At 71.1% G+C, this 21,635-nt stretch carries 20 protein-coding genes; 18 read left to right on the top strand and 2 right to left on the bottom strand.

Annotation, left to right across the window (positions count from 1 at the left end; translation table 11 throughout):
- Window positions 1-11 precede the first annotated feature (11 nt).
- Both C8E84_RS08700 and C8E84_RS08695 read left to right on the top strand, forming a co-directional pair.
- Window positions 12-1,025, top strand: a complete 1,014-nt coding sequence (locus C8E84_RS08700) for an o-succinylbenzoate synthase (protein ID WP_246196856.1) — start codon at window positions 12-14, stop codon at window positions 1,023-1,025.
- The gene (locus tag C8E84_RS08695; RefSeq protein WP_211675454.1) at window positions 1,022-1,771 is read left to right on the top strand and encodes a VOC family protein; all 750 of its coding nucleotides are present in this window, start codon (window positions 1,022-1,024) and stop codon (window positions 1,769-1,771) included. Before C8E84_RS08700 ends, C8E84_RS08695 begins: the two co-directional genes overlap by 4 nt.
- Here the strand turns inward: C8E84_RS08695 and C8E84_RS08690 are convergent.
- On the bottom strand, window positions 1,759-3,159 hold the full coding sequence (locus C8E84_RS08690; protein WP_159901307.1) for a mycothione reductase: 1,401 nt from the start codon (window positions 3,157-3,159) through the stop codon (window positions 1,759-1,761). The genes C8E84_RS08695 and C8E84_RS08690 overlap by 13 nt on opposite strands.
- A 159-nt stretch (window positions 3,160-3,318) precedes the next feature.
- On the opposite strand from C8E84_RS08690, the gene C8E84_RS08685 reads away from it, so the two are divergent.
- The 4 genes from C8E84_RS08685 (at window position 3,319) to C8E84_RS08670 (ending at window position 7,966) form a co-directional block, all read left to right on the top strand.
- Window positions 3,319-3,600 carry a hypothetical protein gene (locus C8E84_RS08685; RefSeq protein WP_159901305.1) on the top strand — a complete coding sequence of 94 codons (282 nt, stop codon included), beginning with the start codon at window positions 3,319-3,321 and terminating at the stop codon, window positions 3,598-3,600.
- The gene (locus C8E84_RS08680) at window positions 3,597-4,760 is read left to right on the top strand and encodes a PGAP1-like alpha/beta domain-containing protein (RefSeq protein ID WP_159901303.1); all 1,164 of its coding nucleotides are present in this window, start codon (window positions 3,597-3,599) and stop codon (window positions 4,758-4,760) included. Before C8E84_RS08685 ends, C8E84_RS08680 begins: the two co-directional genes overlap by 4 nt.
- Before the next feature lie 61 nt (window positions 4,761-4,821).
- Window positions 4,822-6,558, top strand: coding sequence for a 2-succinyl-5-enolpyruvyl-6-hydroxy-3-cyclohexene-1-carboxylic-acid synthase (menD, locus tag C8E84_RS08675; RefSeq protein WP_159901301.1), 1,737 nt, complete (start codon window positions 4,822-4,824; stop codon window positions 6,556-6,558).
- Between the two features lie 175 nt (window positions 6,559-6,733).
- On the top strand, window positions 6,734-7,966 hold the full coding sequence (locus C8E84_RS08670) for a geranylgeranyl reductase family protein (protein ID WP_246196855.1): 1,233 nt from the start codon (window positions 6,734-6,736) through the stop codon (window positions 7,964-7,966).
- On the opposite strand, the gene C8E84_RS08665 is transcribed toward C8E84_RS08670, so the two are convergent.
- On the bottom strand, window positions 7,959-9,377 hold the full coding sequence (locus C8E84_RS08665) for an isochorismate synthase (RefSeq protein WP_159901297.1): 1,419 nt from the start codon (window positions 9,375-9,377) through the stop codon (window positions 7,959-7,961). The two genes, C8E84_RS08670 and C8E84_RS08665, sit on opposite strands and share 8 nt — an antisense overlap.
- A 217-nt stretch (window positions 9,378-9,594) precedes the next feature.
- On the opposite strand from C8E84_RS08665, the gene C8E84_RS08660 reads away from it, so the two are divergent.
- The 12 genes from C8E84_RS08660 to nuoK all read left to right on the top strand — a co-directional run bounded on the left by C8E84_RS08660 (window position 9,595) and on the right by nuoK (window position 21,629).
- On the top strand, window positions 9,595-10,293 hold the full coding sequence (locus tag C8E84_RS08660; protein ID WP_159901295.1) for a demethylmenaquinone methyltransferase: 699 nt from the start codon (window positions 9,595-9,597) through the stop codon (window positions 10,291-10,293).
- A 260-nt stretch (window positions 10,294-10,553) separates the two neighbouring features.
- On the top strand, window positions 10,554-10,916 hold the full coding sequence (locus C8E84_RS08655) for an NADH-quinone oxidoreductase subunit A (protein WP_159901293.1): 363 nt from the start codon (window positions 10,554-10,556) through the stop codon (window positions 10,914-10,916).
- Between the two features lie 76 nt (window positions 10,917-10,992).
- Complete coding sequence (locus C8E84_RS08650) at window positions 10,993-11,592, top strand: NuoB/complex I 20 kDa subunit family protein (protein WP_159901291.1); 600 nt, start codon at window positions 10,993-10,995, stop codon at window positions 11,590-11,592.
- Window positions 11,589-12,365, top strand: a complete 777-nt coding sequence (locus C8E84_RS08645; RefSeq protein WP_159901289.1) for an NADH-quinone oxidoreductase subunit C — start codon at window positions 11,589-11,591, stop codon at window positions 12,363-12,365. The genes C8E84_RS08650 and C8E84_RS08645 overlap by 4 nt, the downstream gene beginning before the upstream one ends.
- Window positions 12,365-13,759: an NADH-quinone oxidoreductase subunit D gene (locus C8E84_RS08640; protein ID WP_159901287.1), complete on the top strand. Its 1,395-nt coding sequence runs from the start codon at window positions 12,365-12,367 to the stop codon at window positions 13,757-13,759. The genes C8E84_RS08645 and C8E84_RS08640 overlap by 1 nt, the downstream gene beginning before the upstream one ends.
- Window positions 13,759-14,730 carry an NADH-quinone oxidoreductase subunit NuoE gene (gene nuoE / locus C8E84_RS08635; RefSeq protein ID WP_159901285.1) on the top strand — a complete coding sequence of 324 codons (972 nt, stop codon included), beginning with the start codon at window positions 13,759-13,761 and terminating at the stop codon, window positions 14,728-14,730. The genes C8E84_RS08640 and nuoE overlap by 1 nt, the downstream gene beginning before the upstream one ends.
- Window positions 14,730-16,052: an NADH-quinone oxidoreductase subunit NuoF gene (gene nuoF / locus C8E84_RS08630; protein ID WP_159901283.1), complete on the top strand. Its 1,323-nt coding sequence runs from the start codon at window positions 14,730-14,732 to the stop codon at window positions 16,050-16,052. The genes nuoE and nuoF overlap by 1 nt, the downstream gene beginning before the upstream one ends.
- Window positions 16,049-18,562: an NADH-quinone oxidoreductase subunit G gene (locus C8E84_RS08625; RefSeq protein WP_159901281.1), complete on the top strand. Its 2,514-nt coding sequence runs from the start codon at window positions 16,049-16,051 to the stop codon at window positions 18,560-18,562. The genes nuoF and C8E84_RS08625 overlap by 4 nt, the downstream gene beginning before the upstream one ends.
- A complete protein-coding gene (gene nuoH / locus C8E84_RS08620; RefSeq protein WP_159901279.1) occupies window positions 18,562-19,956 on the top strand; it encodes an NADH-quinone oxidoreductase subunit NuoH in 1,395 nt (464 codons plus the stop codon). The genes C8E84_RS08625 and nuoH overlap by 1 nt, the downstream gene beginning before the upstream one ends.
- Window positions 19,949-20,566: an NADH-quinone oxidoreductase subunit NuoI gene (gene nuoI, locus C8E84_RS08615; protein WP_159901277.1), complete on the top strand. Its 618-nt coding sequence runs from the start codon at window positions 19,949-19,951 to the stop codon at window positions 20,564-20,566. The genes nuoH and nuoI overlap by 8 nt, the downstream gene beginning before the upstream one ends.
- A complete protein-coding gene (locus C8E84_RS08610) occupies window positions 20,563-21,333 on the top strand; it encodes an NADH-quinone oxidoreductase subunit J (RefSeq protein WP_159901275.1) in 771 nt (256 codons plus the stop codon). Before nuoI ends, C8E84_RS08610 begins: the two co-directional genes overlap by 4 nt.
- Window positions 21,330-21,629: an NADH-quinone oxidoreductase subunit NuoK gene (nuoK, locus tag C8E84_RS08605; protein WP_159901273.1), complete on the top strand. Its 300-nt coding sequence runs from the start codon at window positions 21,330-21,332 to the stop codon at window positions 21,627-21,629. The genes C8E84_RS08610 and nuoK overlap by 4 nt, the downstream gene beginning before the upstream one ends.
- Window positions 21,630-21,635 lie beyond the last annotated feature (6 nt).

Below are 21,635 nucleotides of genomic sequence, written 5' to 3'. Positions count from 1 at the left end.
ACGGTGGGCTCGTGAACGTGCCACCGGTCGGTGACCTCCTTGCGGCGTTGCGCGTCGTCGCGATCCCCATGCGCGTCCCATTTCGAGGCGTGACCACCAGAGAGGTCGCGCTCATCAGCGGCCCGAACGGGTGGGGCGAGTTCGGCGCCTTCCTCGAGTACGGGCCGCAGGAGGCATCGCGCTGGCTCGCCAGCGCGATCGAGACCGCATGTCACCCCTGGCCGGATGCCGTGCGGCACGAGATCGCCGTCAACGCCACCATTCCAGCCGTGCCCGCTGCCCAGGTGGCGGGTGTCCTCGCCCGGTTTCCGGGGTGCACGACGGCCAAGGTCAAGGTCGCCGAGCGAGGGCAGAGGCTCGACGACGACGTCGCGAGGGTAGCCGAGGTGCGCGCCGTCATGGGTCCCTCGGCCCGGCTGCGCGTCGACGCCAATGGGGCGTGGTCCGTGGACGAGGCGGTAGAGGCACTCGGCCGTCTGGCCGCGTACGACCTCGAGTACGCCGAGCAGCCGTGCGCGCACGTCGAGCAGTTGCGGGACCTGCGCGTGGCACTGGTTCGCGCGGGAGTCGACGTGCCGGTCGCCGCCGACGAGTCCATCCGCAAGGCCGAGGACCCCCTGCGGGTCCGAGACCTCGAGGCCGCCGACCTCATCGTCGTCAAGGTCGCCCCGCTCGGGGGGGTGCGCTCGGCGTTGGCCATCGTGCAGGAGTGCGGCCTTCCCGCGGTGGTGTCGTCGGCGCTGGACACCAGCGTCGGCATCTCCTCCGGGGTGGCGCTCGCGGCAGCCCTGCCCACGCTCGAGCACGCCTGCGGGTTGGGCACGGTGGCCCTGCTCGCCGGAGACGTCACCCCCTGCCCACTCCTGCCGGACCACGGGGCGCTCAGGGCTGGGCGGGTGGCCGTCGACGAGGCACTGCTCGACCGGTGGGCCGCGCCACCGGAGCGTGCGACGTGGTGGGCCGACCGGGTCGCCAACTGCCATGCCGTGCTGGCCGCCGCTCCGCAGGAAGGGGGGATGCCGTGATCGACGTCCGCTGGATGTGGGCCTTCCTCGACACGCCCCTGAACGACCGGGCAGCGTCATGGGACTACTGGTCGACGGTCACCGGCTGGGCGCTGTCGGAGCCTCGGGGTGATCACGCCGAGTTCGCCACGCTCCTGCCCGATGACGGCGACCCGTGGGTGAAGGTGCAGGCGGTCGCGCAGGGCGCGGGCGGCATCCACGTCGACCTCGACGTCGAGGACGTGCGAGTGGCCGCCGACCGCGCCACGGCCCTCGGCGCCATCGAGGTGGGCACGCTGGGCGCGCCACCCGCCGTCGTCGTCCTGCGATCACCCGCAGGGCTGCCGTTCTGCCTCACGACCTGGCAGGGCGAGCACACCCAGGTACGCGAGGGGGTGTCCGAGCTCATCGACCAGGTCTGCATCGACCTTCCAGCCGAGGTCCACGACCTCGAGACGTCCTTCTGGGAGGCCCTGACAGGGTGGTCGTGGCGACCGACCGACGTCCCGGAGTTCTCGTGCCTGACCCGACCCGACGGCATCCCGATCAGGTTCCTGTTCCAGCGACTCGGTGAGGAGCACGGGCCGGCACGGGCACACCTCGACCTTGCCTGTGTCGACCGTGCGGCGACGCGAGCCCGACACGTGGCGGCCGGGGCGCACGTCGTCGACGACCGTGACTTCTGGACGGTTCTGCGTGACCCCGTCGGCCGGCTCTACTGCCTCACGGACCGCACCCCGGTGCAGGCCTGGGTTCAGCGCGACTGACCCGGCAACCCGAGCAGCGCGTTCTCCACGACCTCGGCGAGAGCCGGGTGGATCCAGTACTGCCCCCGGGCGACCTCGTGGGCGGGCTGTCCGAAGGTGGCCGCCTGCACGAGGGGCTGGATCAGGGTCGACGCGTGCGGGCCGAGGCAGTGTGCCGCGAGGATCTGCCCGGCCGGGTCGGCGTGGATGACCAGCAGGCCGGTGGTGTCCTCGAGCGCCCACCCGTAGGCGGTGTCGCCGACGCGCTGGGTCGCGGTGACGTAAGGGGTGCCCGCCGCGTCGAGCTCCGCCGACGTCGCGCCGAACGACGCGACCTGCGGGTGGCCGAACACGGCGTGCGGGACCGGCCGGTCGTCCGTGCGCCGCGACGGCCCGGCCGTGCGGCCGAGGTCGACGGCGAGGTTGTGGGCGACGATGCGGGCCTCGTGGTTCGCGACGTGCTTGAGCTGGTGCTCGGCACTGACATCGCCCAGGGCCCAGACCCCGGGCGCGGTGGTGCGCAGCTCGGCATCCACGACGACGCGCCCATCGGGGTGCAGGTCCAGACCCCCGGATGCCGCGTCGAGACGGTCGCCGTTCGGTCGCCGCCCGACGGCGAGCAGCACCACCTCGGCCTCGACGTGGGTGGGGCCGTCGTCGCCGTCCAGGTGGACGCGCCAGACCCCGTCCTCGTGCACGGCCGACGTCGGGGAGGTCCGCAGCCGCACGTCGTGGTGGTTTGCGGCGACCTGGGTGTAGCGCTGCGCGATCACCTCCTCGTGATGCCGGAGCAGGCTCGGGCCGCGCTGGATCTGGGTGACGGCGACGCCCAACGCCGAGAACACGTGCGCGAGCTCGCAGGCGACGAAGCCGCCGCCGATGACGACCATTCGTGGGGGAAGGGAGCCCAGCCGCATCACGGTGTCACTCGTGTGCAGGCCGCGGGCGGGGTCGGGCTCACGCAGGCCCTCGACGTCGAGCCCGAGCGCCCGCGACCCGGCCGCGACGACGATGCGGTCGGCGGTGAGCTGCTCGCCCGTCGACAGGGACAATCGGCTCGGGCCCACGAATCTCGCGTGGGCTTCGTAGAGGGTCGTCGACTGCTGGTGCTGCCGATAGGCGCGGCCGCCCTCGGAGATGGCGTCGAGGCGCCCGAAGACCCGGTCCCGAATGGCCGGCCAGTCAACGCGAGGCGGGTCGAACGCCACTCCCAGCCGGGCGGCATCCGCGGCGGCCACCACCCGGTCGGCGGGCAGGACGAGCATCTTGGTCGGGATGCAGCCCACGTTCAGGCACGTGCCACCAAACGTGCCGGCCTCGACGATCGCGACGTCGAGGCCGGCAAGTTCGGGTGTCAGCAGCGAGTTGCCCGAGCCGCTGCCGATGATGACGAGGTCGTGGTGCGGCATGGCGTCAGCGTAGGCGTGGTCGTCCACAGGCCTGCGCGCGGAGGCCGCTCATCCACAGGTGGGCGCTCGCGATTCGTCTGCTCTGACGGCGCGGGTGAGGGTGGCAGCAGTGGGCGCGACCGAACGGCGGTGGCGCTCGGGGATGGCAAGGGGGTGCGCGTGGGCAAGGACCCGGTGGAGGAGTTGCTGCGCCTGTCGACGGAGGCCGGCGCAGCGGCCGATCGGTTGCGTGAGCGTCGGGTGGCCGTGTCGCGGTTCGCCCTCGTCTGGTGGCAGGGCGGGGCAGCGCAGGTCTTTCGGGATGCTTTCGAGCGCCGGGTGGCTGGGCTGGCCGCGACCGAGGCCGAGTTGCGGTTCCTCGCTCAGGCGTGTCACGAGCTGGCAGGGCTCGTTGCGGCAGAGTCCGTGGCGTCGGATGTCGGGTCGGGGTTGGCCTCGTGAGGGTCGATGTTCGCTCCGAGACGCTTACCGCGGCAGCCCAGCGGGTGGCGGCCATCGCCGAGGAGCTTCGTGAGGATGCCGGGCGGCTCGCCGCCGTCCTGGCCGGGATCGGGCTCCCGCGGGTGCGATCACCGGGTGAGGTGGTGCTCATCGCCCGGTGGCTTTCGGTGGAGGGCCGGGCGCTGGCACTCGTTGGGCCGGGTGGGTTGTGGGGTCATTCCCTCGAGTTCGATGGGCTGGCCACTGCGCTGCGGTCGGCGGCTCGGACCTATGTCGAGGTCGAGCGGGGCGTCGCCGGGATCCTCGCGGCCGTTGCCGCGGGCGCTGACGTGGCTGGCCGGGCCGGTTGGCTGGTTGACGGCCCGGTCAACGGCAGCAGCCCGATCGTACGGGCCGTGCCGTCGACGCTCACCGGCCCCTTGGTCGGTCATGGCGGGGTGCACGGTCGGGTGCCCGGCGTCGCCGATCTCGTGGCCGCGGGCGAGGGCCTCGACGGGGGGCGGGTGCGGGTGGTGGAGACGACCCGAGGCGACGGAGGGTCGGCGTGGGTCGTCATCATCCCGGGCACCCAGGAGTGGTCGCCGCGGCCAGGGAGCAACCCGTTCGACCTCAGCACCGACGTGCGAGCGCTCACCGGGGACGCGACGATCGCGGCGGCCGGAGTGTCCGCGGCGCTGGCCCGCGCGCGAGCCGAATCGGGGAGGTCCTCACCCCAGGACCCCGTGATGCTCGTCGGGCACTCGCAAGGCGGCATCCTCGCTGCCGCGCTGGTCAGCGACCCGGCGTTTCGGGCCGGCAACCGGGTGACCCACGTCGTGACCTCCGGGGCACCCGTGGGGCTGTTCCCCGTGCCGGCGTCGACCCGTGTGTTGTCGATCGAGCACGCGGACGACCCGGTGTCCAGGCTCGACCTCACCCCCAACCCGAGCGGTCAGTCGTGGACGACTCTTGTGGCGCCGAGGGGCGGTCAGGGTGCGCCGATGGACCTTGGTCGGCACCGCCTGTCCAGCTACGTGCAGACCGTGCGGGCTGCCGAAGGTGCACCCCGGGGTGCCGTCCCGGGGCTTGATGCATGGCAGGTAAGCGCTGGTGAGGTGCTCGGCCGCGAAGTGCGCTCGGTTCGCGACCACGTCATCGAGCGAGGTGGTGCCACGACGTGATCATGTCGGTTCACCACGTGGCCCGCGTCGCGTGACCCTGCCCAGTGGCAGACTCACGCGCGTGAACCCGTCCCAGGCCCTGTCGACCGTGCTCGTCGACGAACTGGTGCGCGGCGGAGTGCGCGACGTCGTGCTCAGCCCGGGCTCGCGGTCGGCTCCGCTCGCGTACGCCGTGCTCGCGGCGGAACGCGCAGGGCTCCTGCGGCTGCACGTGCGAGTCGACGAGCGCAGCGCCGGCTTCCTCGCGCTGGGTCTGGCCCGCGGCTCGGGTCTGCCGGTGGCCGTCATCACCACCTCGGGCACCGCGGTCGCCAACATCCATCCGGCCGTTCTCGAGGCCCACCACGCCGGCGTGCCCGTGCTGGTGCTGTCGGCCGACCGGCCGCACGAGCTGCGGGGGACCGGCGCGAACCAGACGACGACCCAACCCGGCATCTTCGGCGGCTCGACCCGCTGGTTCGCCGACCTGCCGGCTCCGGTGGAGCGCCCCGGGCTCGGGCCGTTCTGGCGAAGCACCGTCTGCCGGGCACTCGCGGCCGCCACGGGCGCCACGGGTGGGGCGCCCGGCCCGGTGCACCTGAACGTCGCGCTGCGCGAACCCCTCGTACCCGCTGCCTCCGACAACAGCTGGGTCGACGACCTCGACGGCAGGGCCGACGGCGCCCCGTGGGTACAGGCCCCCGTACCCCCATCGACCAATAGGTCACTCGGGGTACGGCCGCCGACGAACGACCTGGCGCTGTCGGAGGTGGCCCGCACTCTGGTCGTCGTCGGCGACACCCGCGACCCGGCTCTCGGTGAACGAGCCGCCGCCTGGGCGTCCGAGCGCGGTCATCCCCTTGTCGCCGAGCCCTTCGGCAGTGCAGCGCTCAGAGCCGAAGCGCTGCCGCACGGTTCGCTGCTCCTCACCGCCACCGACTGGCTCGACGCCCACGCCCCGGAGCGCGTCGTCGTCGTCGGGCGCCCGACCCTGTCCCGGGCCGTCGGGGCACTGCTGCGCCGACCGGGGCTCGTGGTCGAGGTGGTGGCCGAGGACAGCCAGTGGCCCGACCCGTCGCACGTCGCCTGCGCCGTGCACCCCCCGCTGGCGTTGCGCCTCGGCGGGCCGACCGTTCCCGAGGATGACCGCGGCTGGGGGGCCAGGTGGCGAGCGGCGGCCCAACAGCTGGCGGATGGCGTTGCCGCACAGCCGTTCCCGTGGCCGAGCGGTCTCGCCGCGGCCAAGGCCGTGGTCGACGGCCTCCCCGATGACGCCGTTCTCGTCCTCGGCCCGAGCAACCCGGTCCGCGACCTCGACCTCGCCGTGGCGGGCCCGATCGCCGACGACGTGCTGGCCAACCGCGGCTTGGCCGGGATCGACGGTGTCGTCTCCACGGCGGTCGGCATCTCCCTGACCCGAGCGCCCGCCCCGGCCTTCGCGCTCCTCGGCGACCTGACCTTCCTCCACGACACCAACGGGCTGCTGATCGGCCCCGACGAGGTGACCCCCCACCTCACCCTTGTCGTCATCAACGACGACGGCGGCGGCATCTTCGCCACCCTCGAGCCCGGGGCACCCGAGCGGGAGGCAGACTTCGAGCGGGTGTTCGGTACCCCCACCGCAACCGACCTGGCAGCGCTCTGCCGAGCACACGGCATCCGGTACGACCTCGTGGAATCGAGCGAAGCCCTGACGGACGCGGTCGCCGAGCCACAACACGGCATCCGCGTCGTCGAGGTGCGTGTTGGCCGCAGCACGCACCGGCAGGCCCTTGCCGACCTGCGAGCCCTCGCCGCCGCCACCCTCGCCTCCCTGTAGCCCACCACTTCGTGCGACTTCCGTGCGGCCCGGAGGCTGGCTCGGGCGTTTCGCCGCACCTAAGTCGCACGAAGTCGGGGAGGGGGGCGGTGGCGGGAGTGCAATGAGTCGCTGTGGTCTAGGGATGCCGGGGGGCGATTTCGGGCGCGCGCCCTCACCTTGCGACAATGGCGGGGTGTCACAGACCCCGCAGCGCACGGATGTCCTCGTCGTCGGCGCCGGGCCGGCCGGATCGTCCGCGGCAGCGTGGGCTGCGCGTGCCGGCCGCGACGTCGTCCTGGCCGACGCGGCCGTCTTTCCCCGCGACAAGACCTGCGGCGACGGGCTGACCCCTCGCGCCATCGCCGAGCTCGACCGCCTCGGCCTGGGGCAGTGGGTTCGTGAGCACGCCGTCAACCAGGGCCTGCGCGCGCACGGCTTCGGGCAGACCCTGCACCTGCGTTGGCCCGGCGGTTCACTGCCCGACCACGGGTCGGCCGTGCCGCGCACCGAACTCGACGACCGCATCCGCACTGAGGCGATCACCTCGGGGGCCACCGGCGTCGAGGGGGCCAAGGCCGTCGACGCCCGCGTCGAGGGTGGGCGGGTCAAGTCCGTCACCTTCACGCGCGGCGACGAGACCTTCGACATCGAGTGCGAGCGGCTCGTCGTCGCGGATGGGGTGCGCTCGGGCCTCGGCAAGGTGCTCGGCCGTGAGTGGCACAAGGACACCGTGTACGCCGTGGCGGGTCGCTGCTACGTCGACTCGGCCCGCGCAGACGACCCGTGGATCAGCAGCCACCTCGAACTGCGGTCCGAGTCCGGTGAGACCCTGCCCGGGTACGGCTGGATCTTCCCGCTCGGTGGCGGCCAGGTGAATGTCGGCGTCGGCACCCTCGCGACGACCAAGCGCCCGGCGGACGTCGCGATCAAGCCGCTGATGAAGCACTACACCGACCTTCGCCGCGACGACTTCGAGCTCACCGGCGAGCAGCGCATGCCCACGAGCGCCCTGCTGCCCATGGGCGGTGCCGTCAGCAACGTTGCAGGCGCCAACTGGGCCCTCATCGGCGACGCCGCCGCGTGCATCAACCCGCTCAACGGCGAAGGCATCGACTACGGCCTCGAGACCGGACGGCTGCTCGTCGACCACCTCGACGACGACCTGTCGGTGGTCTGGCCCGCACTGCTCCAGGAGAACTACGGCGAGGCGTTCTCGATCGCCCGCCGCCTCGCTGGGGTGTTCACCACCCCGAAGATCCTCAGCGCGCTCGGCCCGGTCGGGATGCGCAGCGACTGGCTCATGACGCTCGCGCTGCGCTGGATGGGCAATCTCATCACCGAGGAGGACCGCGACCGCTCCGCGCGGGTGTGGCGCTGGGCCGGTCGTCGGTCCGTGGCGGTCGACGCCCGCCCGCCGTTCAGCTGACCCGGCCCGGCGCTTCACCTCGCGAGCCATCCCGCGAACGTGGGTGAAGATCGTCGTCCAGCCGACGATCTTCACCCACGTTCGGGGAAGGGCAGGCGGGCCCGGATGCCGTGAGCGCGTCGCGCATCGGTACGAGCTTGGCCGACGACTCCGCGACCTCGTCATCAGGCACCGACCCGGCGACGATGCCGCACCCGGCGAACAGCCGCATCCGGGAAGGATCGGTCGTCGAGACCTCCCCGCACCGAAGGGCGATCCCGAACTCGCCGTCGCCGGACGCGTCGATCCACCCCACGGGCCCGGCGTAGCGGCCGCGGTCCATGTGCTCGAGTTCGGCGATGACGGCATCCGCGACGGGGGTGGGGGTGCCGCACACGGCGGCCGAGGGGTGCAGTGAGGCTGCGAGCGCCAGCGCCGATGCGTCGTCGACGAGGACCCCGGCGACGTCGGTGGCCAGGTGCATGACATTGGACAGGTGCAGCACGAACGGCACCTCGGGCACGTTCATCGACGAACAGTGCGGTGCGAGGGCGTCGGCCACCGAGCGCACGGCGTACTCGTGCTCCTCGAGGTCCTTGCTGGAGCGGGCCAGGGATGCCGCGAGCGCCAGGTCGTGGTCGTCGTCACCGGTGCGTCGGATCGTGCCCGCGAGCACTCGGGAGGTGACCAGGCCCTTCTCGCGGCGCACGAGCAGTTCAGGGGTGGCCCCGACGAGGCCGTCGACGGCGAACACCCACGTGGTGTCGTAGCGCTCGGCGAGGCGGTGCAGCAGCCAGCGCACGTCGAGCTCTCCGGTGGTGGACACCTCGAGGTCGCGGGCGAGCACCACCTTGTCGAGGTCACCGTCGGTGATGCGCTGCACGGCATCCGCGACGGCGCCGGCCCAGTCGGCGGGGGAGAGCGAGCCGTCGGCGAAGGCGACGTCGGTCGGGCTTTGAGGGGCCGGTTGACGGATCACCTCGACAGCACCCGGGACGGCAGGGGTGGCATCCAGCGCGACGGTCGTCAGCCAGGCGACTCCGCCGCGGACGCCGACGACGACCTCGGGGACGACGAGCGTCGCTCCGATGGGCGAGGACGCGGCATACGAGATGGAGCCGAACGCGATCGGACCCGTGCCCGGGCGCCGCACCTCGTCGCGGACGACGGCGTGCGCCATGAGGGCGGACCACCAGTGGTCGAGTTCGGCCATCCGGTCCGGGCCGGATGCCGTGTGGCTGGCCGCGCGACCCCACCCGATCACACCCTCGCCGCGTCGCACCCACGAGCACAGGTCGCGAGCGCCGCGGACGGGCAGCAGTGCGAGCAGCGCCGTGCCGAGCTCGAGGGGCAGGGGCACGGTGCGCGAGACGAGGGGCGCGGCGGAGGCGACGGGGTCGCTCGGTCGGTCACCCGCGGGCAGCGAGGTCATCGCGCAGCAGGATACGTCCCCGGTGCGGGTGCACGCCGCGGGTGGGGTGTACCCGCGGTGACCTATTGGTCGATGTGGGGACGCGGGGGCGTGGGTGGGGTGTACCTGCGGTGACCTATTGGTCGATGTGGGGACGCGGGGGCGTGGGTGGGGTGTACCTGCGGTGACCTATTGGTCGATGTGGGGACGCGGGTGCACGGGTGGGAGGATGGCGCGCATGAGCCGCGCCTCCCTCGACAAGGACCCCCGCGACGTCGCCGCGATGTTCGACGACGTCGCGAGCAAGTACGACGTGACCAACGACGTGCTCTCGCTGGGCCAGGACCGGCTCTGGCGCCGTGCGGTGGTCGCGGCCTGCGAGGCCGTTCCCGGGCAGGTCGTGCTCGACATCGCCGCCGGGACGGGCACGAGCAGCGAGCCGTTCGCCGACTCCGGGGTCGACGTCGTGCCCGCCGACTTCTCGCTGGGGATGCTGCGCGTGGGCCACCAGCGCCGCTCGGACCTCGGGTTCACCGCTGCCGACGCGATGAACCTGCCCTTCGCCGACGAGTCCTTCGACGTCGTGACGATGAGCTTCGGGCTGCGCAACGTCGCCGACCCGGATGCCGCGCTGCGCGAGTTCCTGCGCGTCACCAAGCCGGGTGGTCGGCTCGTCATCTGCGAGTTCAGCCAGCCGACGCACAAGGCCTTCCGCACGGTGTACTCGAACTACCTCATGCGGTCGCTGCCCGCGGTGGCACGCAAGGTCAGCAGCAACCCCGAGTCCTACGTGTACCTCGCGGAGTCCATCCAGGCCTGGCCGGCGCAGCGCGGCCTGGCGCAGCGGGTGTCCGGGGCAGGCTGGGGCGAGGTCCAGTGGCGCAACCTCTCCGGCGGCATCGTCGCCCTCCACCGGGCGACGAAGCCGACCGCCTGAGCGGCAGGTTAGGGCTGCCTTAGTGCAACCCCGCCGGCGGCCCGTCCTAGACTGCGGCCGATCGTGAAGAGATTCACAAGCACCCTCACGGCGTTCGCCCGCCGGTCCGGAAAGTGCATGCACAGCATGCGTCCGGGCCGACTGTCGAGCGTCGTCGGGTGAGGCGTAGGTCACTCCCCCTAGGATGGCCGGGACGCTGACTGTTGTTCGGCCGTGCCAGCCCGATGTACCTGAGCACCGAAAGGGGAGTTGTCACCTCGATGAGCAACCCCTACGCACCGATTTTCATCCTGCTCGCGCTGGGCTTCGGCTTCGCCGCGCTCTCCGTGGGCACCAGCCTCGTCGTCGGCCCCAAGCGCTACAACCGCGCCAAGCTGGAGGCCTACGAGTGCGGCATCCAGCCCACGCCGCGCGCCGCCGGTGGTGGCCGCGTGCCGGTCAAGTACTTCCTCACGGCGATGCTCTTCATCATCTTCGACATCGAGTCGATCTTCCTGTACCCGTTCGCGGTCGCCTTCGACTCCCTCGGCCTGTTCGCGCTGGTCGAGATGGTGCTGTTCATCCTCACCGTCTTCGTCGCCTACGCGTACGTGTGGAAGCGCGGCGGGTTGGAGTGGGACTGATGACCACCGCCCGGATGCCGTCCGCACCCCTGTTCGTGCACCCCACCTCACCGACCGCTCACCCCAAGGAGGGCTGATGGGACTCGAGGAGAAGCTGCCCGCCGGCTTCGTGCTGACCACGCTCGAGAACGTCGTCGGCTACATGCGCAAGGCCTCGATCTGGCCTGCGACGTTCGGTCTGGCCTGCTGCGCCATCGAGATGATGGCCGTCGGCACCCCTGACTACGACATCGCCCGGTTCGGCATGGAGCGGTTCTCCGCCACCCCCCGTCAGGCCGACCTCATGATCGTCGCCGGACGGGTCTCGCAGAAGATGGCTCCCGTCGTGCGGCAGGTCTACGACCAGATGCCCAACCCCAAGTGGGTCATCTCCATGGGCGTGTGCGCCAGCTCGGGCGGCATGTTCAACAACTACGCGATCGTCCAGGGCGTCGACCACATCATCCCCGTCGACATCTACCTGCCCGGGTGTCCGCCCCGCCCCGAGATGCTCCTGAACGCGATCATCGAGCTGCACGCCCAGATCCAGGGCAGCAAGCTCGGCGTCAACCGCATCGCCGCGGCCCGGGCGGCCGAGGCCGCAGCCCTCGCCGCGACCCCGACGTCGCTGATGGCCCCGACCCACGACCACCTGGCCCACCTCGCGGCTCCGAGCGGGAAGAACCTCCTCGCATGAGCCCCGAGCAGAACTCCGGAGAGGTCGAGGGCACCCTCGACGAGGCAACCCAGGCCCACACCGCCAACATCGCCACCTGGCAGGACATCTCCGACGAGGCTCGCGAGCCCGTGAAGGTCGGCGAGCGCCACGGCATGTTCGGTGCGACCAAGGGCCACGACACCTCCGGCTACGGCGGTCTGGTCACCCCGACCCTGCTGCCCGGCGCGAGCCCGCGGCCCTACGGCTCGTGGTTCGACGAGGTGGCCGACCAGCTCGGCACCGCGCTCACGACCGGCGACGGCCCCGGGTACCACGAGGCCATCGAGCGGGTCGTCGTCGACCGCGGCGAGCTGACCTTCTTCGTCGCCCGCGAGCACCTGCTCGCCGTCGCCCGCGCGATGCGCGACACCCCGCAGCTGCGTTTCGAGATGTGCATGGGCGTCTCCGGGGTGCACTACCCCGAGGAGACCGGCCGCGAGCTGCACGCCGTCTACCCGCTGCTGTCGATCACCAACGGCAGCCGCCGCGTCCGCCTCGAGGTCGCCGCCCCCGACAGCGACCCACACATCCCGTCGATCATCTCGGTCTACCCGGGCAACGACTGGCACGAGCGCGAGACCTGGGACATGTTCGGCATCATCTTCGACGGGCACCCGGCCCTGACCCGCATCCTCATGCCGGATGACTGGCCGGGCCACCCGCAGCGCAAGGACTACCCGCTCGGCGGCATCCCCGTCGAGTACAAGGGCGGCGTCGTACCGCCGCCGGACCAGCGGAGGGCGTTCAACTGATGACGACCCACGACCACGACACCGAGGTCTTCGAGGCCCAGGGCACCCACGAGTCGTTCAGCGACGCCTACGGCGCCTCCGTCGACGAAGGGCTCGACGGCGCACCGGTCTTCAACGTCTCCGGCGGCGACTGGAACGACCTCGTCGACGAGGCGACCGCGCTCCACGAGGAGCGGATCGTCGTCAACATGGGCCCCCAGCACCCGTCGACGCACGGCGTGCTCCGCCTCATCCTCGAGCTCGACGGCGAGACGGTCACCGAGGCCCGCGCCGGCATCGGCTACCTGCACACCGGCATCGAGAAGAACATGGAGTTCCGCACCTGGGTGCAGGGCGTCACGTTCTGCACGCGCATGGACTACCTCACGCCGATGTTCCAGGAGACGGCGTACTGCCTGTCCGTCGAGAAGCTGCTCGGCATCACCGACCAGGTCCCCGAGCGCGCCAACATCATCCGCGTGCTCATGATGGAGCTCACCCGGATCAACTCCCACCTCGTCTGCCTCGGCACCGGCGGTATGGAACTGGGTGCCACGACGGTGATGACCGTCGGGTTCCGTGAGCGTGAGCGGATCCTTCGGGTCTTCGAGGCCGTCACCGGTCTGCGGATGAACAACGCGTACATCCGCCCCGGCGGTGTTGCCCAGGACCTGCCGCACGGCGCGGTCGACATGGTCCGCGAGGTCGTCGGCGAGCTGCGCCAGGGTCTGCACGAGATCGAGCTGCTGATCAACGAGAACCCGCTGCTCAAGGGCCGCACGGTCGGCATCGGCTACCTCGACCTCACCGGTTGCGTGGCGCTCGGCGTCACCGGCCCGGTGCTGCGCTCGACCGGCCTGCCGCACGACCTGCGCAAGTCCGACCCGTACTGCGGGTACGAGACCTACGACTTCGACGTCGTCACCCGCACCGGCTGCGACGCCTACGACCGCATCCGCATCCGCATCGACGAGATGTACCAGTCGCTGAAGATCGTCGAGCAGACCCTCGACCGGCTCCAGCGCACCGAGGGCCAGCCCGTCATGGTGCAGGACAAGAAGATCGCGTGGCCGGCCCAGCTGGCCATCGGTGGCGACGGTCAGGGCAACAGCCTCGACCACATCCGCGAGATCATGGGCACGTCCATGGAGTCGCTCATCCACCACTTCAAGCTCGTCACCGAAGGCTTCCGGGTCCCCCCGGGGCAGGCGTACGCCGCGGTGGAGTCACCCAAGGGCGAGCTCGGCTGCCACACCGTCTCCGACGGCGGCACCCGGCCCTACCGGGCGCACTTCCGCGACCCGAGCTTCAACAACCTGCAGGCCGTGGCCGCGATGTGCGAAGGCGCCCAGGTCGCCGACGTCATCGTCGCGGTGGCCTCCATCGACCCCGTCATGGGAGGTGTCGACCGCTGATGGCTCACGACTTCGGCCTCCAGACCGCATCCGGTCACCTCACGGTCAGTGAGGACTCCAAGGCACCGTACCCCGCCGACGTCGAGGCGCAGTTCCGCGCCGACGCCGCCGAGGTCATCGCCCGCTACCCGCAAAAGCGCTCGGCGCTGCTGCCGCTGCTGCACCTCGTGCAGTCCGTCGACGGCTACGTGACCGGCCGCGGCATCGACCTGTGCGCCGAGCTGCTCGACCTCACGACCGCCGAGGTGTCCGGCGTCGCGACGTTCTACACGCAGTACAAGCGCCACCCCAACGGCGAGTACACGGTCGGCGTGTGCACCAACACCCTGTGCGCCGTCATGGGCGGCGACGAGATCTGGGATGCCGTGTCGGATCACCTCGGCGTGGGTCACGACGAGACCACCGCGGACGGCAAGATCACGCTCGAGCGCGTCGAGTGCAACGCGGCCTGCGACTACGCGCCGGTCGTCATGGCGAACTGGGAGTTCTTCGACAACCAGACGCCCGAGTCCACCATCGCCCTGGTCGACGACCTCACCGCCGGCAAGCCCGTCGCGCCCACCCGCGGGCCGAGCTCGCTGTGCACGTTCAAGCAGGTCAGCCGCGTGCTGGCCGGCTTCCACGACGGGCTCGCCGACGAAGGGGTCGGCGCCGGCCCGGCGTCCCTCGCCGGCCTGAAGCTCGCGCACGAACAAGGCTGGACCGCCCCCGAAGGTGCGTCGGCCACGGCCCCCGCGCCGACGGCATCCGAGTCGGACGTGTCCGAGGCACCCGCCCCGGCCGGCCCGGCCGAGCCCGGCAACACCGAGGTCACCCCCGCGAGCGACGAAGCGGCCGCTGCCAAGGTGGAGCCGGCCGCGACCCGCGACCCCGACGAGCAGGCTCCGGCCGAGGACGACGCCAAGGCCCGCACCGCCGGGTCCGAGAAGGCACCGCGCAAGACCTCCGCCCCGAATAAGAAGGGTTCGTGATGGCCACCACGCTCACCCCGATCCTCAGTGCGTTCTGGGACGACCCGAAGTCCTGGTCCCTGGAGACCTACACCCGCCACAACGGGTACAAGGCGCTGGACAAGGCGCTCGCGATGGAGCCGGCGGCGATCATCGCGGCCGTCAAGGACTCCTCGCTGCGCGGCCGCGGCGGCGCCGGCTTCCCCACCGGCATGAAGTGGTCGTTCATGGCGCCCCCGGACGGCGGTCCGCGCTACCTCGTCGTCAACGCCGACGAGTCCGAGCCGGGCACCTGCAAGGACATCCCGCTCATGATGGCCAACCCGCACGTCCTCATCGAGGGTGTCGCGATCAGCTCGTTCGCCATCGGCTGCGAGCACGCCTTCATCTACCTGCGCGGCGAGGTCGTGCACGTCTACCGCCGCCTGCTGCGCGCCGTGGAGGAGGCCTACGCGGCCGGACACCTCGGCAAGAACGTCCACGGCACGGGGGTCAACCTCGACATCACCGTGCACGCCGGCGCGGGCGCCTACATCTGCGGCGAGGAGACCGCCCTCCTGGACAGCCTCGAGGGTCGGCGCGGCCAGCCGCGCAGCAAGCCGCCGTTCCCCGGCGCCGCCGGGCTCTACGCCCGCCCGACGTCGGTCAACAACGTCGAGTCCATCGCCTCCGTCCCCGGGATCATCCTCGAGGGCGTCGACTGGTTCACGGGCATGGGCACCGAGAAGTCGACCGGTTTCGGCATCTTCAGCCTGTCCGGGCACGTGAAGACCCCCGGCCAGTACGAGGCCCCGCTCGGCATCACGCTGCGCGAGCTGCTCGACATGGCCGGCGGCATGCGCGACCCCGACAGGGCCCTGAAGTTCTGGACCCCCGGAGGCAGCTCCACACCGCTGTTCACCGCCGAGCACCTCGACGTGCCGCTGGACTTCGAGTCCGTCGGCGCCGCGGGCTCGATGCTCGGCACCCGGGCCCTTCAGATCTTCGACGAGACCGTGTGCGTCGTGCGCGCGGTCGACCGCTGGACCGACTTCTACAAGCACGAGTCCTGCGGCAAGTGCACCCCGTGCCGTGAGGGCACCTGGTGGCTCAAGCAGATCACCGGGCGCCTCGAGCGCGGGCAGGGCACCGAGGAGGACCTCGACAAGCTGCTCGACATCTGCGACAACATCCTCGGTCGCAGCTTCTGCGCGCTCGGCGATGGTGCGACCAGCCCGGTCACGAGCTCGATCCAGTACTTCCGTGACGAGTACATCGCGCACATCACCCACGGTGGGTGCCCGTTCGACCCCAAGGCGTCGACCCTGTTCGCCAAGGACGCAAAGGACAGCGTGAACGCATGACCACCACGCCCAAGACCGCGCCCCCCGCGGCCGGCACCCCGGCAGCGGCGGTCGCACCGCCCGCAGCCGACCAGGTGACGCTGACCATCGACGACCGCGAGGTCTCGGTCGCCAAGGGAACGCTCATCATCCGGGCCGCCGAGCAGGCCGGCATCGAGATCCCGCGCTTCTGCGACCACCCCGGGCTCGACCCTGTCGGTGCGTGCCGCCAGTGCCTCGTCGAGGTGTGGATGCCGGGTCGCCCCGGCCCCGACGGCACCCCCGGCGAGCCCACCCAGATGCAGGGCCCTCCCGGTCGGATGAAGCCGCAGGCGTCGTGCACGATGACCGTCGCCCCCGGCATGGTCGTGAAGACCCAGTACACGTCCGAGGGTGCCGACAAGGCGCAGCAGGGCGTCATGGAGCTCCTGCTCATCAACCACCCGCTCGACTGCCCGGTCTGCGACAAGGGTGGCGAGTGCCCCCTGCAGAACCAGGCGATGAGCAGCGGCCGTGCGGTCTCGCGCTTCGAGGACGTCAAGCGCACCTACCCCAAGCCGGTCAACATCTCCTCGCAGGTCCTGCTCGACCGCGAGCGCTGCGTCCTGTGTGCGCGCTGCACCCGCTTCTCCGACCAGATCGCCGGTGACCCGTTCATCGCACTGGTCGAGCGCGGCGCACTCCAGCAGGTCGGCATCTACGAGGAGCAGCCCTTCGAGAGCTACTTCTCCGGCAACACGGTGCAGATCTGCCCCGTGGGTGCCCTCACCGGTGCCGCCTACCGCTTCCGCTCCCGTCCGTTCGACCTCGTGTCGACGCCCAGCGTATGCGAGCACTGCGCCAGCGGGTGCGCCCAGCGCACCGACCACCGCCGTGGCACGGTCCTGCGCCGCATGGCTCAGGCCGACCCGCTGGTGAACGAGGAGTGGAACTGCGACAAGGGTCGCTGGGCCTTCGCCTACACCGGCGTCGGTGACCGCATCGAGTTCCCGATGGTGCGCGGCACCGACGGTGAGCTCAAGGTCGTCTCGTGGCGCGATGCGCTCGCCGCCGCCGCTGCGGGCCTGCGTGGCGCCACGGCATCCGGCGTGCTCGTCGGTGGGCGGGTCAGCGCCGAGGACGCCTACGCCTACGGCAAGTTCGCCCGCACCGTGCTCGGCACGAACGACGTCGACTTCCGCGCCCGTCCGCACTCGGCCGAGGAGGCAGACTTCCTCGCCTCGCACGTCGTCGCGACCTCGCCCGATGGTGGCGCCGTGACCTACGGCGACCTCGAGACGGCCGGCACCGTGGTGCTCGTCGGCCTCGAGCCCGAGGACGAGAGCCCCATGGTGTTCCTGCGGCTGCGCAAGGCCTTCCGCAAGAGTGGCACCACCGTGTATGGCGTGTCGCCGGTCGCGACGCGGGGCCTGGCCAAGGTCGGGGGCACGTTGATCCCGACCGCTCCCGGCACCGAGCCGGAGGTGCTCGCCGCGCTGGCGGCCGGTTCCGGCTCCGACGTCGTCACCGCGGCTTCTGCCGCGCTGCGTGAGAACGCCGTCATCCTCGTCGGCGAGCGGCTCGCCTCGGTGCCCGGTGCGCTGAGTGCGGTCGCGACGCTGGCGCAGACCACCGGTGCCCGGGTGGCGTGGGTGCCTCGTCGGGCCGGTGAGCGCGGCGCGCTCGAGGCCGGTGCGCTGCCCACCCTGCTGCCCGGCGGCCGCCCGGCATCCGATGCCGCCGCCCGCGCCGCGGTCGCGACCGCGTGGGGCGTGCAGTCCCTGCCCGAGGTCGCCGGCCGTGACACGGCGGCGATCCTCGCCGCGGCCGCGTCGGGTGAACTCGGAGCGCTCGTCGTCGGTGGTGTCGACCCCGCGGACATCGGGGATGCCGTCGCCTCCGCCGCGCTGGAGCGCGCGTTCGTCGTCTCCCTCGACCTGCGGCCCTCGGCCGTCACCGCCGTCGCCGACGTCGTGCTGCCCGTCGCGGCGCACGCGGAGAAGGGCGGAACCTTCGTCGACTGGGAGGGTCGCGCCCGCGAGTTCGAGATGGCGATCGAGACCGGCTTCGACAGCGACTACCGCGTCCTGGACATGCTGGCCGACGAGATGGGTGAGTTCCTCGGCACGCGCACGCTGCGTGAGGTCCGCACGGAGATGAGCTCGCTCGGGGCGTGGGACGGCGCTCGCGCCGCTGCGCCGACCGTGCCTGCGGGTGACGTGCCCGTCGTCGAACCCGGCACCCTCGTGCTCGCGACCTGGCGCCACCTGCTCGATGCAGGCTCGCTCCAGGACGGAGAACCGTTCCTCGCCGGCACGGCACCCGCGCCCCGTGCCCGGGTGTCGGCAGCCACGGCCGCCGACCTCGGGGTGGTCGACGGTGACCACCTCACGGTTCGGGCCGGCGACCAGAGCGTCACCGCACCTGTCCTCGTCTCGGAGATGGCCGACCACGTCGTCTGGCTCCCGACGAACAGCGCGGGCTGTGACCTGCGCGGCGCCCTCGAAGGGTCGCCCGGAGCCTTGGTGTCCGTCACGAAGGAGTCTCAGTGATGAGTGCCCTGACCGCCCTGCCCGAGCTGGTCTCGGTGGCCTCGCTGGTCACCGCCAGCGTCGACAACCCGAAGGCCGACTTCAGCGACACGCCGTTCTGGCTCTCGGTCGTCAAGGGGTTGATGATCTTCGTCTACCTCCTCCTCTCGACGCTGCTCGTCATCTGGTTCGAGCGTCGGGTCATCGGCCGGATGCAGCAGCGTCCGGGCCCGAACCGCAACGGCCCCTTCGGCCTGCTCCAGACCCTCGCCGACGGCATGAAGGCCATGCTCAAGGAGGACGTGCGACCCAAGGCGGCTGACGTCTTCGTCTTCACCCTCGCGCCGATCATCACGGCGACGATGTGCTTCGTCTCGTTCTCGATCATGCCGCTGGCCGGCGAGGTGTCGCTGTTCGGGCACCAGACACCGTTGCAGCTCACCGACACCCCCGTCGCCGTGCTGCTCGTGCTCGCCGTCGCGGGCGTCGGCATCTACGGTGTCGTGCTCGCCGGCTGGTCGTCCGGCTCGACCTACCCCCTCATGGGTGGCCTGCGTGCGACCGCGCAGATGATCTCCTACGAGATCGCCATGGGCCTCTCCCTCGTGGCCGTGTTCATGTACGCCGGGTCGATGTCGACCTCGCAGATCGTCTCGGCCCAGTCGGACCTGTGGTTCGCCCTGCCGCTGTTCTTCAGCTTCTTCGTCTTCACCATCACGATGGTCGGTGAGACCAACCGACTGCCCTTCGACCTCGCCGAGGGCGAGGGCGAGCTCACCGGTGGCTTCCACACCGAGTACGGCTCGATGCGCTTCGCGATGTTCTTCCTCGGTGAGTACATCAACATGTTCACCGTCGCCGCGCTGGCCACGACGATGTTCCTCGGTGGCCCCGCGGCCCCTCCCGGCATCGCGGCGATCAACGACGGCATGTTCAACCAGGGATGGTGGGGCCTGCTGTGGTTCACCGCCAAGCTCTGGCTCTTCATGTTCTTCTTCGTCTGGCTGCGTGGCTCGCTGCCGCGCGTGCGCTACGACCAGTTCATGCGCTTCGGCTGGAAGTTCCTCATCCCCGCGACCCTGGGCTGGGTGGTGCTCATCTCGGTGTTCCGGGCCGGGCGCAACGGCTGGTTCGACGAGGTCGGCACCGTGGACTTCGCCAACCGTTCCTTCCCCGTGGTGACCCTGGGCCTCATCGGGCTCATCGCCGTGGCGGCCCTCGTCGGCGTCTGGCTGTGGGACATCCGGGCCGAGGCCAAGGAAGCCGCCGCCCACCCGCCCATCCCCGACGAGGTCGACCCCTACGCGGGCGGACACCCCGTGCCACCCCTGCCCGGCCAGCGCCTGGTCGAGCCCTCGCTCGCCGCCCCCGCGCTGACTGCGGACAGTGAGACCAAGGAGGCCGTTCGTGGCTGACGAGCAGAAGAAGAAGTCCGGCTTCTTCTCCGACCTGTTCGCCCCGGTGGGCGGATTCGGGGTGACCTTCTCGACGATGTTCCGCAAGGTCATCACCGAGGAGTACCCCGAGGAGAAGCGACCCACCCAACCCCGCTTCCACGGACGCCACCAGCTCAACCGGCATCCTGACGGTCTCGAGAAGTGCGTCGGCTGCGAGCTGTGCGCCTGGGCCTGCCCCGCTGACGCGATCCTCGTCGAGGGTGCCGGCAACGACGACTCCGAGGGTGGTTCGGGCCGGTTCAGCCCCGGTGAGCGGTACGGCCGCGTCTACCAGATCAACTACCTGCGCTGCATCTTCTGTGGCCTGTGCATCGAGGCCTGCCCGACGCGCGCGCTGACGATGACCAACGAGTACGAGCTCGCCGACAACAACCGGGCCGACCTGATCTTCACCAAGGACCAGCTGCTGGCCCCGGTGCAGGCGGGCATGCTCACCCCGCCGTTCCCCATGGCCCCGGGCATGGAGGAGCGCGACTACTACCTCGGGAAGGTGTCGGCAGCCACGGACGCGCAGCGTGCCTACGTCGCCGAGCACGCCCACTCCACCGACGCGGAGGTGACCTCGTGACCGGCACCGGTGAGCAGGTGCTCTTCTGGGTGCTCGGGCCCCTCGCGGTCCTGGGCTCCCTCGGCCTGATCTTTGCCAAGAAGGCCGTCCACGCGGCGCTCGGCATGGCCCTGACGATGATCATCCTCGGCATCTTCTACATCGCCCAGGGTGCCGACTTCCTCGGTGTCATCCAGATCTTCGTCTACACCGGCGCGGTCATGATGCTGTTCCTCTTCGTCATCATGCTCGTCGGTGTCGACTCCTCCGACAGCCTCGTGGAGACCCTGCCCGGCCAGCGCTGGGTGACCGCGGTCCTCTGCCTGGGGCTCGGCGGCATCCTCGCCGCTGCCATCGGGCGGGTCGCGTTCCGCGAGCCGGTCGGCGTCGGTGCGATCAACGCCGAGGTCGGCAACGTCACCGGCATGGCGCAGCTGATCTTCGGCCGCTACGTCTGGGTCTTCGAGATGACGAGCGCGCTGCTCATCACCGCAGCCCTCGGTGCCATGGTGCTGGCCCACCGCGAGCGGCTCGGCCGGGCGCCGAACCAGCGCGAGTGGAGCACCCGACGCTTCCGCTCCGGTGAGCACCTCGCCGGTCTGCCCGTTCCCGGTGTCTACGCCCGCCACAACGCGGTTGACACCCCGGCCCTGCTGCCTGACGGCACCCCCTCCGAGCTCTCGGTCTCCCGCGTGCTCACCGCCCGCGACCAGAACCAGTCGCCGACGCCGTTCATCGAGGCCGAGGCCGAACGAGACGCCGAGATCGCCAAGGGGGAGGAGCGATGAACCCCGTCAACTACATCTACCTCGCGACGATCCTGTTCGTCATCGGTGCGGCCGTGGTGCTCACCCGGCGCAACGCGATCATCGTCTTCATGGGGGTCGAGCTCATGCTCAACTCCGCGAACCTCGCCTTCGTGACCTTTGCCCGGATGAACGGCAACCTCGACGGTCAGGTCATCGCCCTGTTCGTCATGGTCGTCGCGGCAGCCGAAGTCGTCGTCGGGTTGGCCATCATCATGGCCATCTTCCGCTCCCGCCGCTCGGCCTCGGTCGACGACGCCAACCTGCTGAAGCTGTAAGGAGCA

Origin of the sequence: Ornithinibacter aureus (assembly GCF_009858245.1) — a bacterium.
Classification (GTDB): Bacteria; Actinomycetota; Actinomycetes; order Actinomycetales; family Dermatophilaceae; genus Fodinibacter; species Fodinibacter aureus.
This window is presented reverse-complemented; position numbering and strand designations above follow the sequence as displayed.

What these genes read in the sequence shown, in the direction of transcription:
- nuoH (WP_159901279.1), top strand. Translation starts at nt 18,562, where the DNA reads ATGAGTGCCCTGACCGCCCTGCCCGAGCTGGTCTCGGTGGCCTCGCTG.
- C8E84_RS08665 (WP_159901297.1), bottom strand. Translation starts at nt 9,377, where the DNA reads ATGACCTCGCTGCCCGCGGGTGACCGACCGAGCGACCCCGTCGCCTCC.
- C8E84_RS08645 (WP_159901289.1), top strand. Translation starts at nt 11,589, where the DNA reads ATGAGCCCCGAGCAGAACTCCGGAGAGGTCGAGGGCACCCTCGACGAG.
- nuoF (WP_159901283.1), top strand. Translation starts at nt 14,730, where the DNA reads ATGGCCACCACGCTCACCCCGATCCTCAGTGCGTTCTGGGACGACCCG.
- C8E84_RS08625 (WP_159901281.1), top strand. Translation starts at nt 16,049, where the DNA reads ATGACCACCACGCCCAAGACCGCGCCCCCCGCGGCCGGCACCCCGGCA.
- C8E84_RS08640 (WP_159901287.1), top strand. Translation starts at nt 12,365, where the DNA reads ATGACGACCCACGACCACGACACCGAGGTCTTCGAGGCCCAGGGCACC.
- C8E84_RS08650 (WP_159901291.1), top strand. Translation starts at nt 10,993, where the DNA reads ATGGGACTCGAGGAGAAGCTGCCCGCCGGCTTCGTGCTGACCACGCTC.
- nuoK (WP_159901273.1), top strand. Translation starts at nt 21,330, where the DNA reads ATGAACCCCGTCAACTACATCTACCTCGCGACGATCCTGTTCGTCATC.
- nuoE (WP_159901285.1), top strand. Translation starts at nt 13,759, where the DNA reads ATGGCTCACGACTTCGGCCTCCAGACCGCATCCGGTCACCTCACGGTC.
- C8E84_RS08690 (WP_159901307.1), bottom strand. Translation starts at nt 3,159, where the DNA reads ATGCCGCACCACGACCTCGTCATCATCGGCAGCGGCTCGGGCAACTCG.
- C8E84_RS08660 (WP_159901295.1), top strand. Translation starts at nt 9,595, where the DNA reads ATGAGCCGCGCCTCCCTCGACAAGGACCCCCGCGACGTCGCCGCGATG.
- C8E84_RS08655 (WP_159901293.1), top strand. Translation starts at nt 10,554, where the DNA reads ATGAGCAACCCCTACGCACCGATTTTCATCCTGCTCGCGCTGGGCTTC.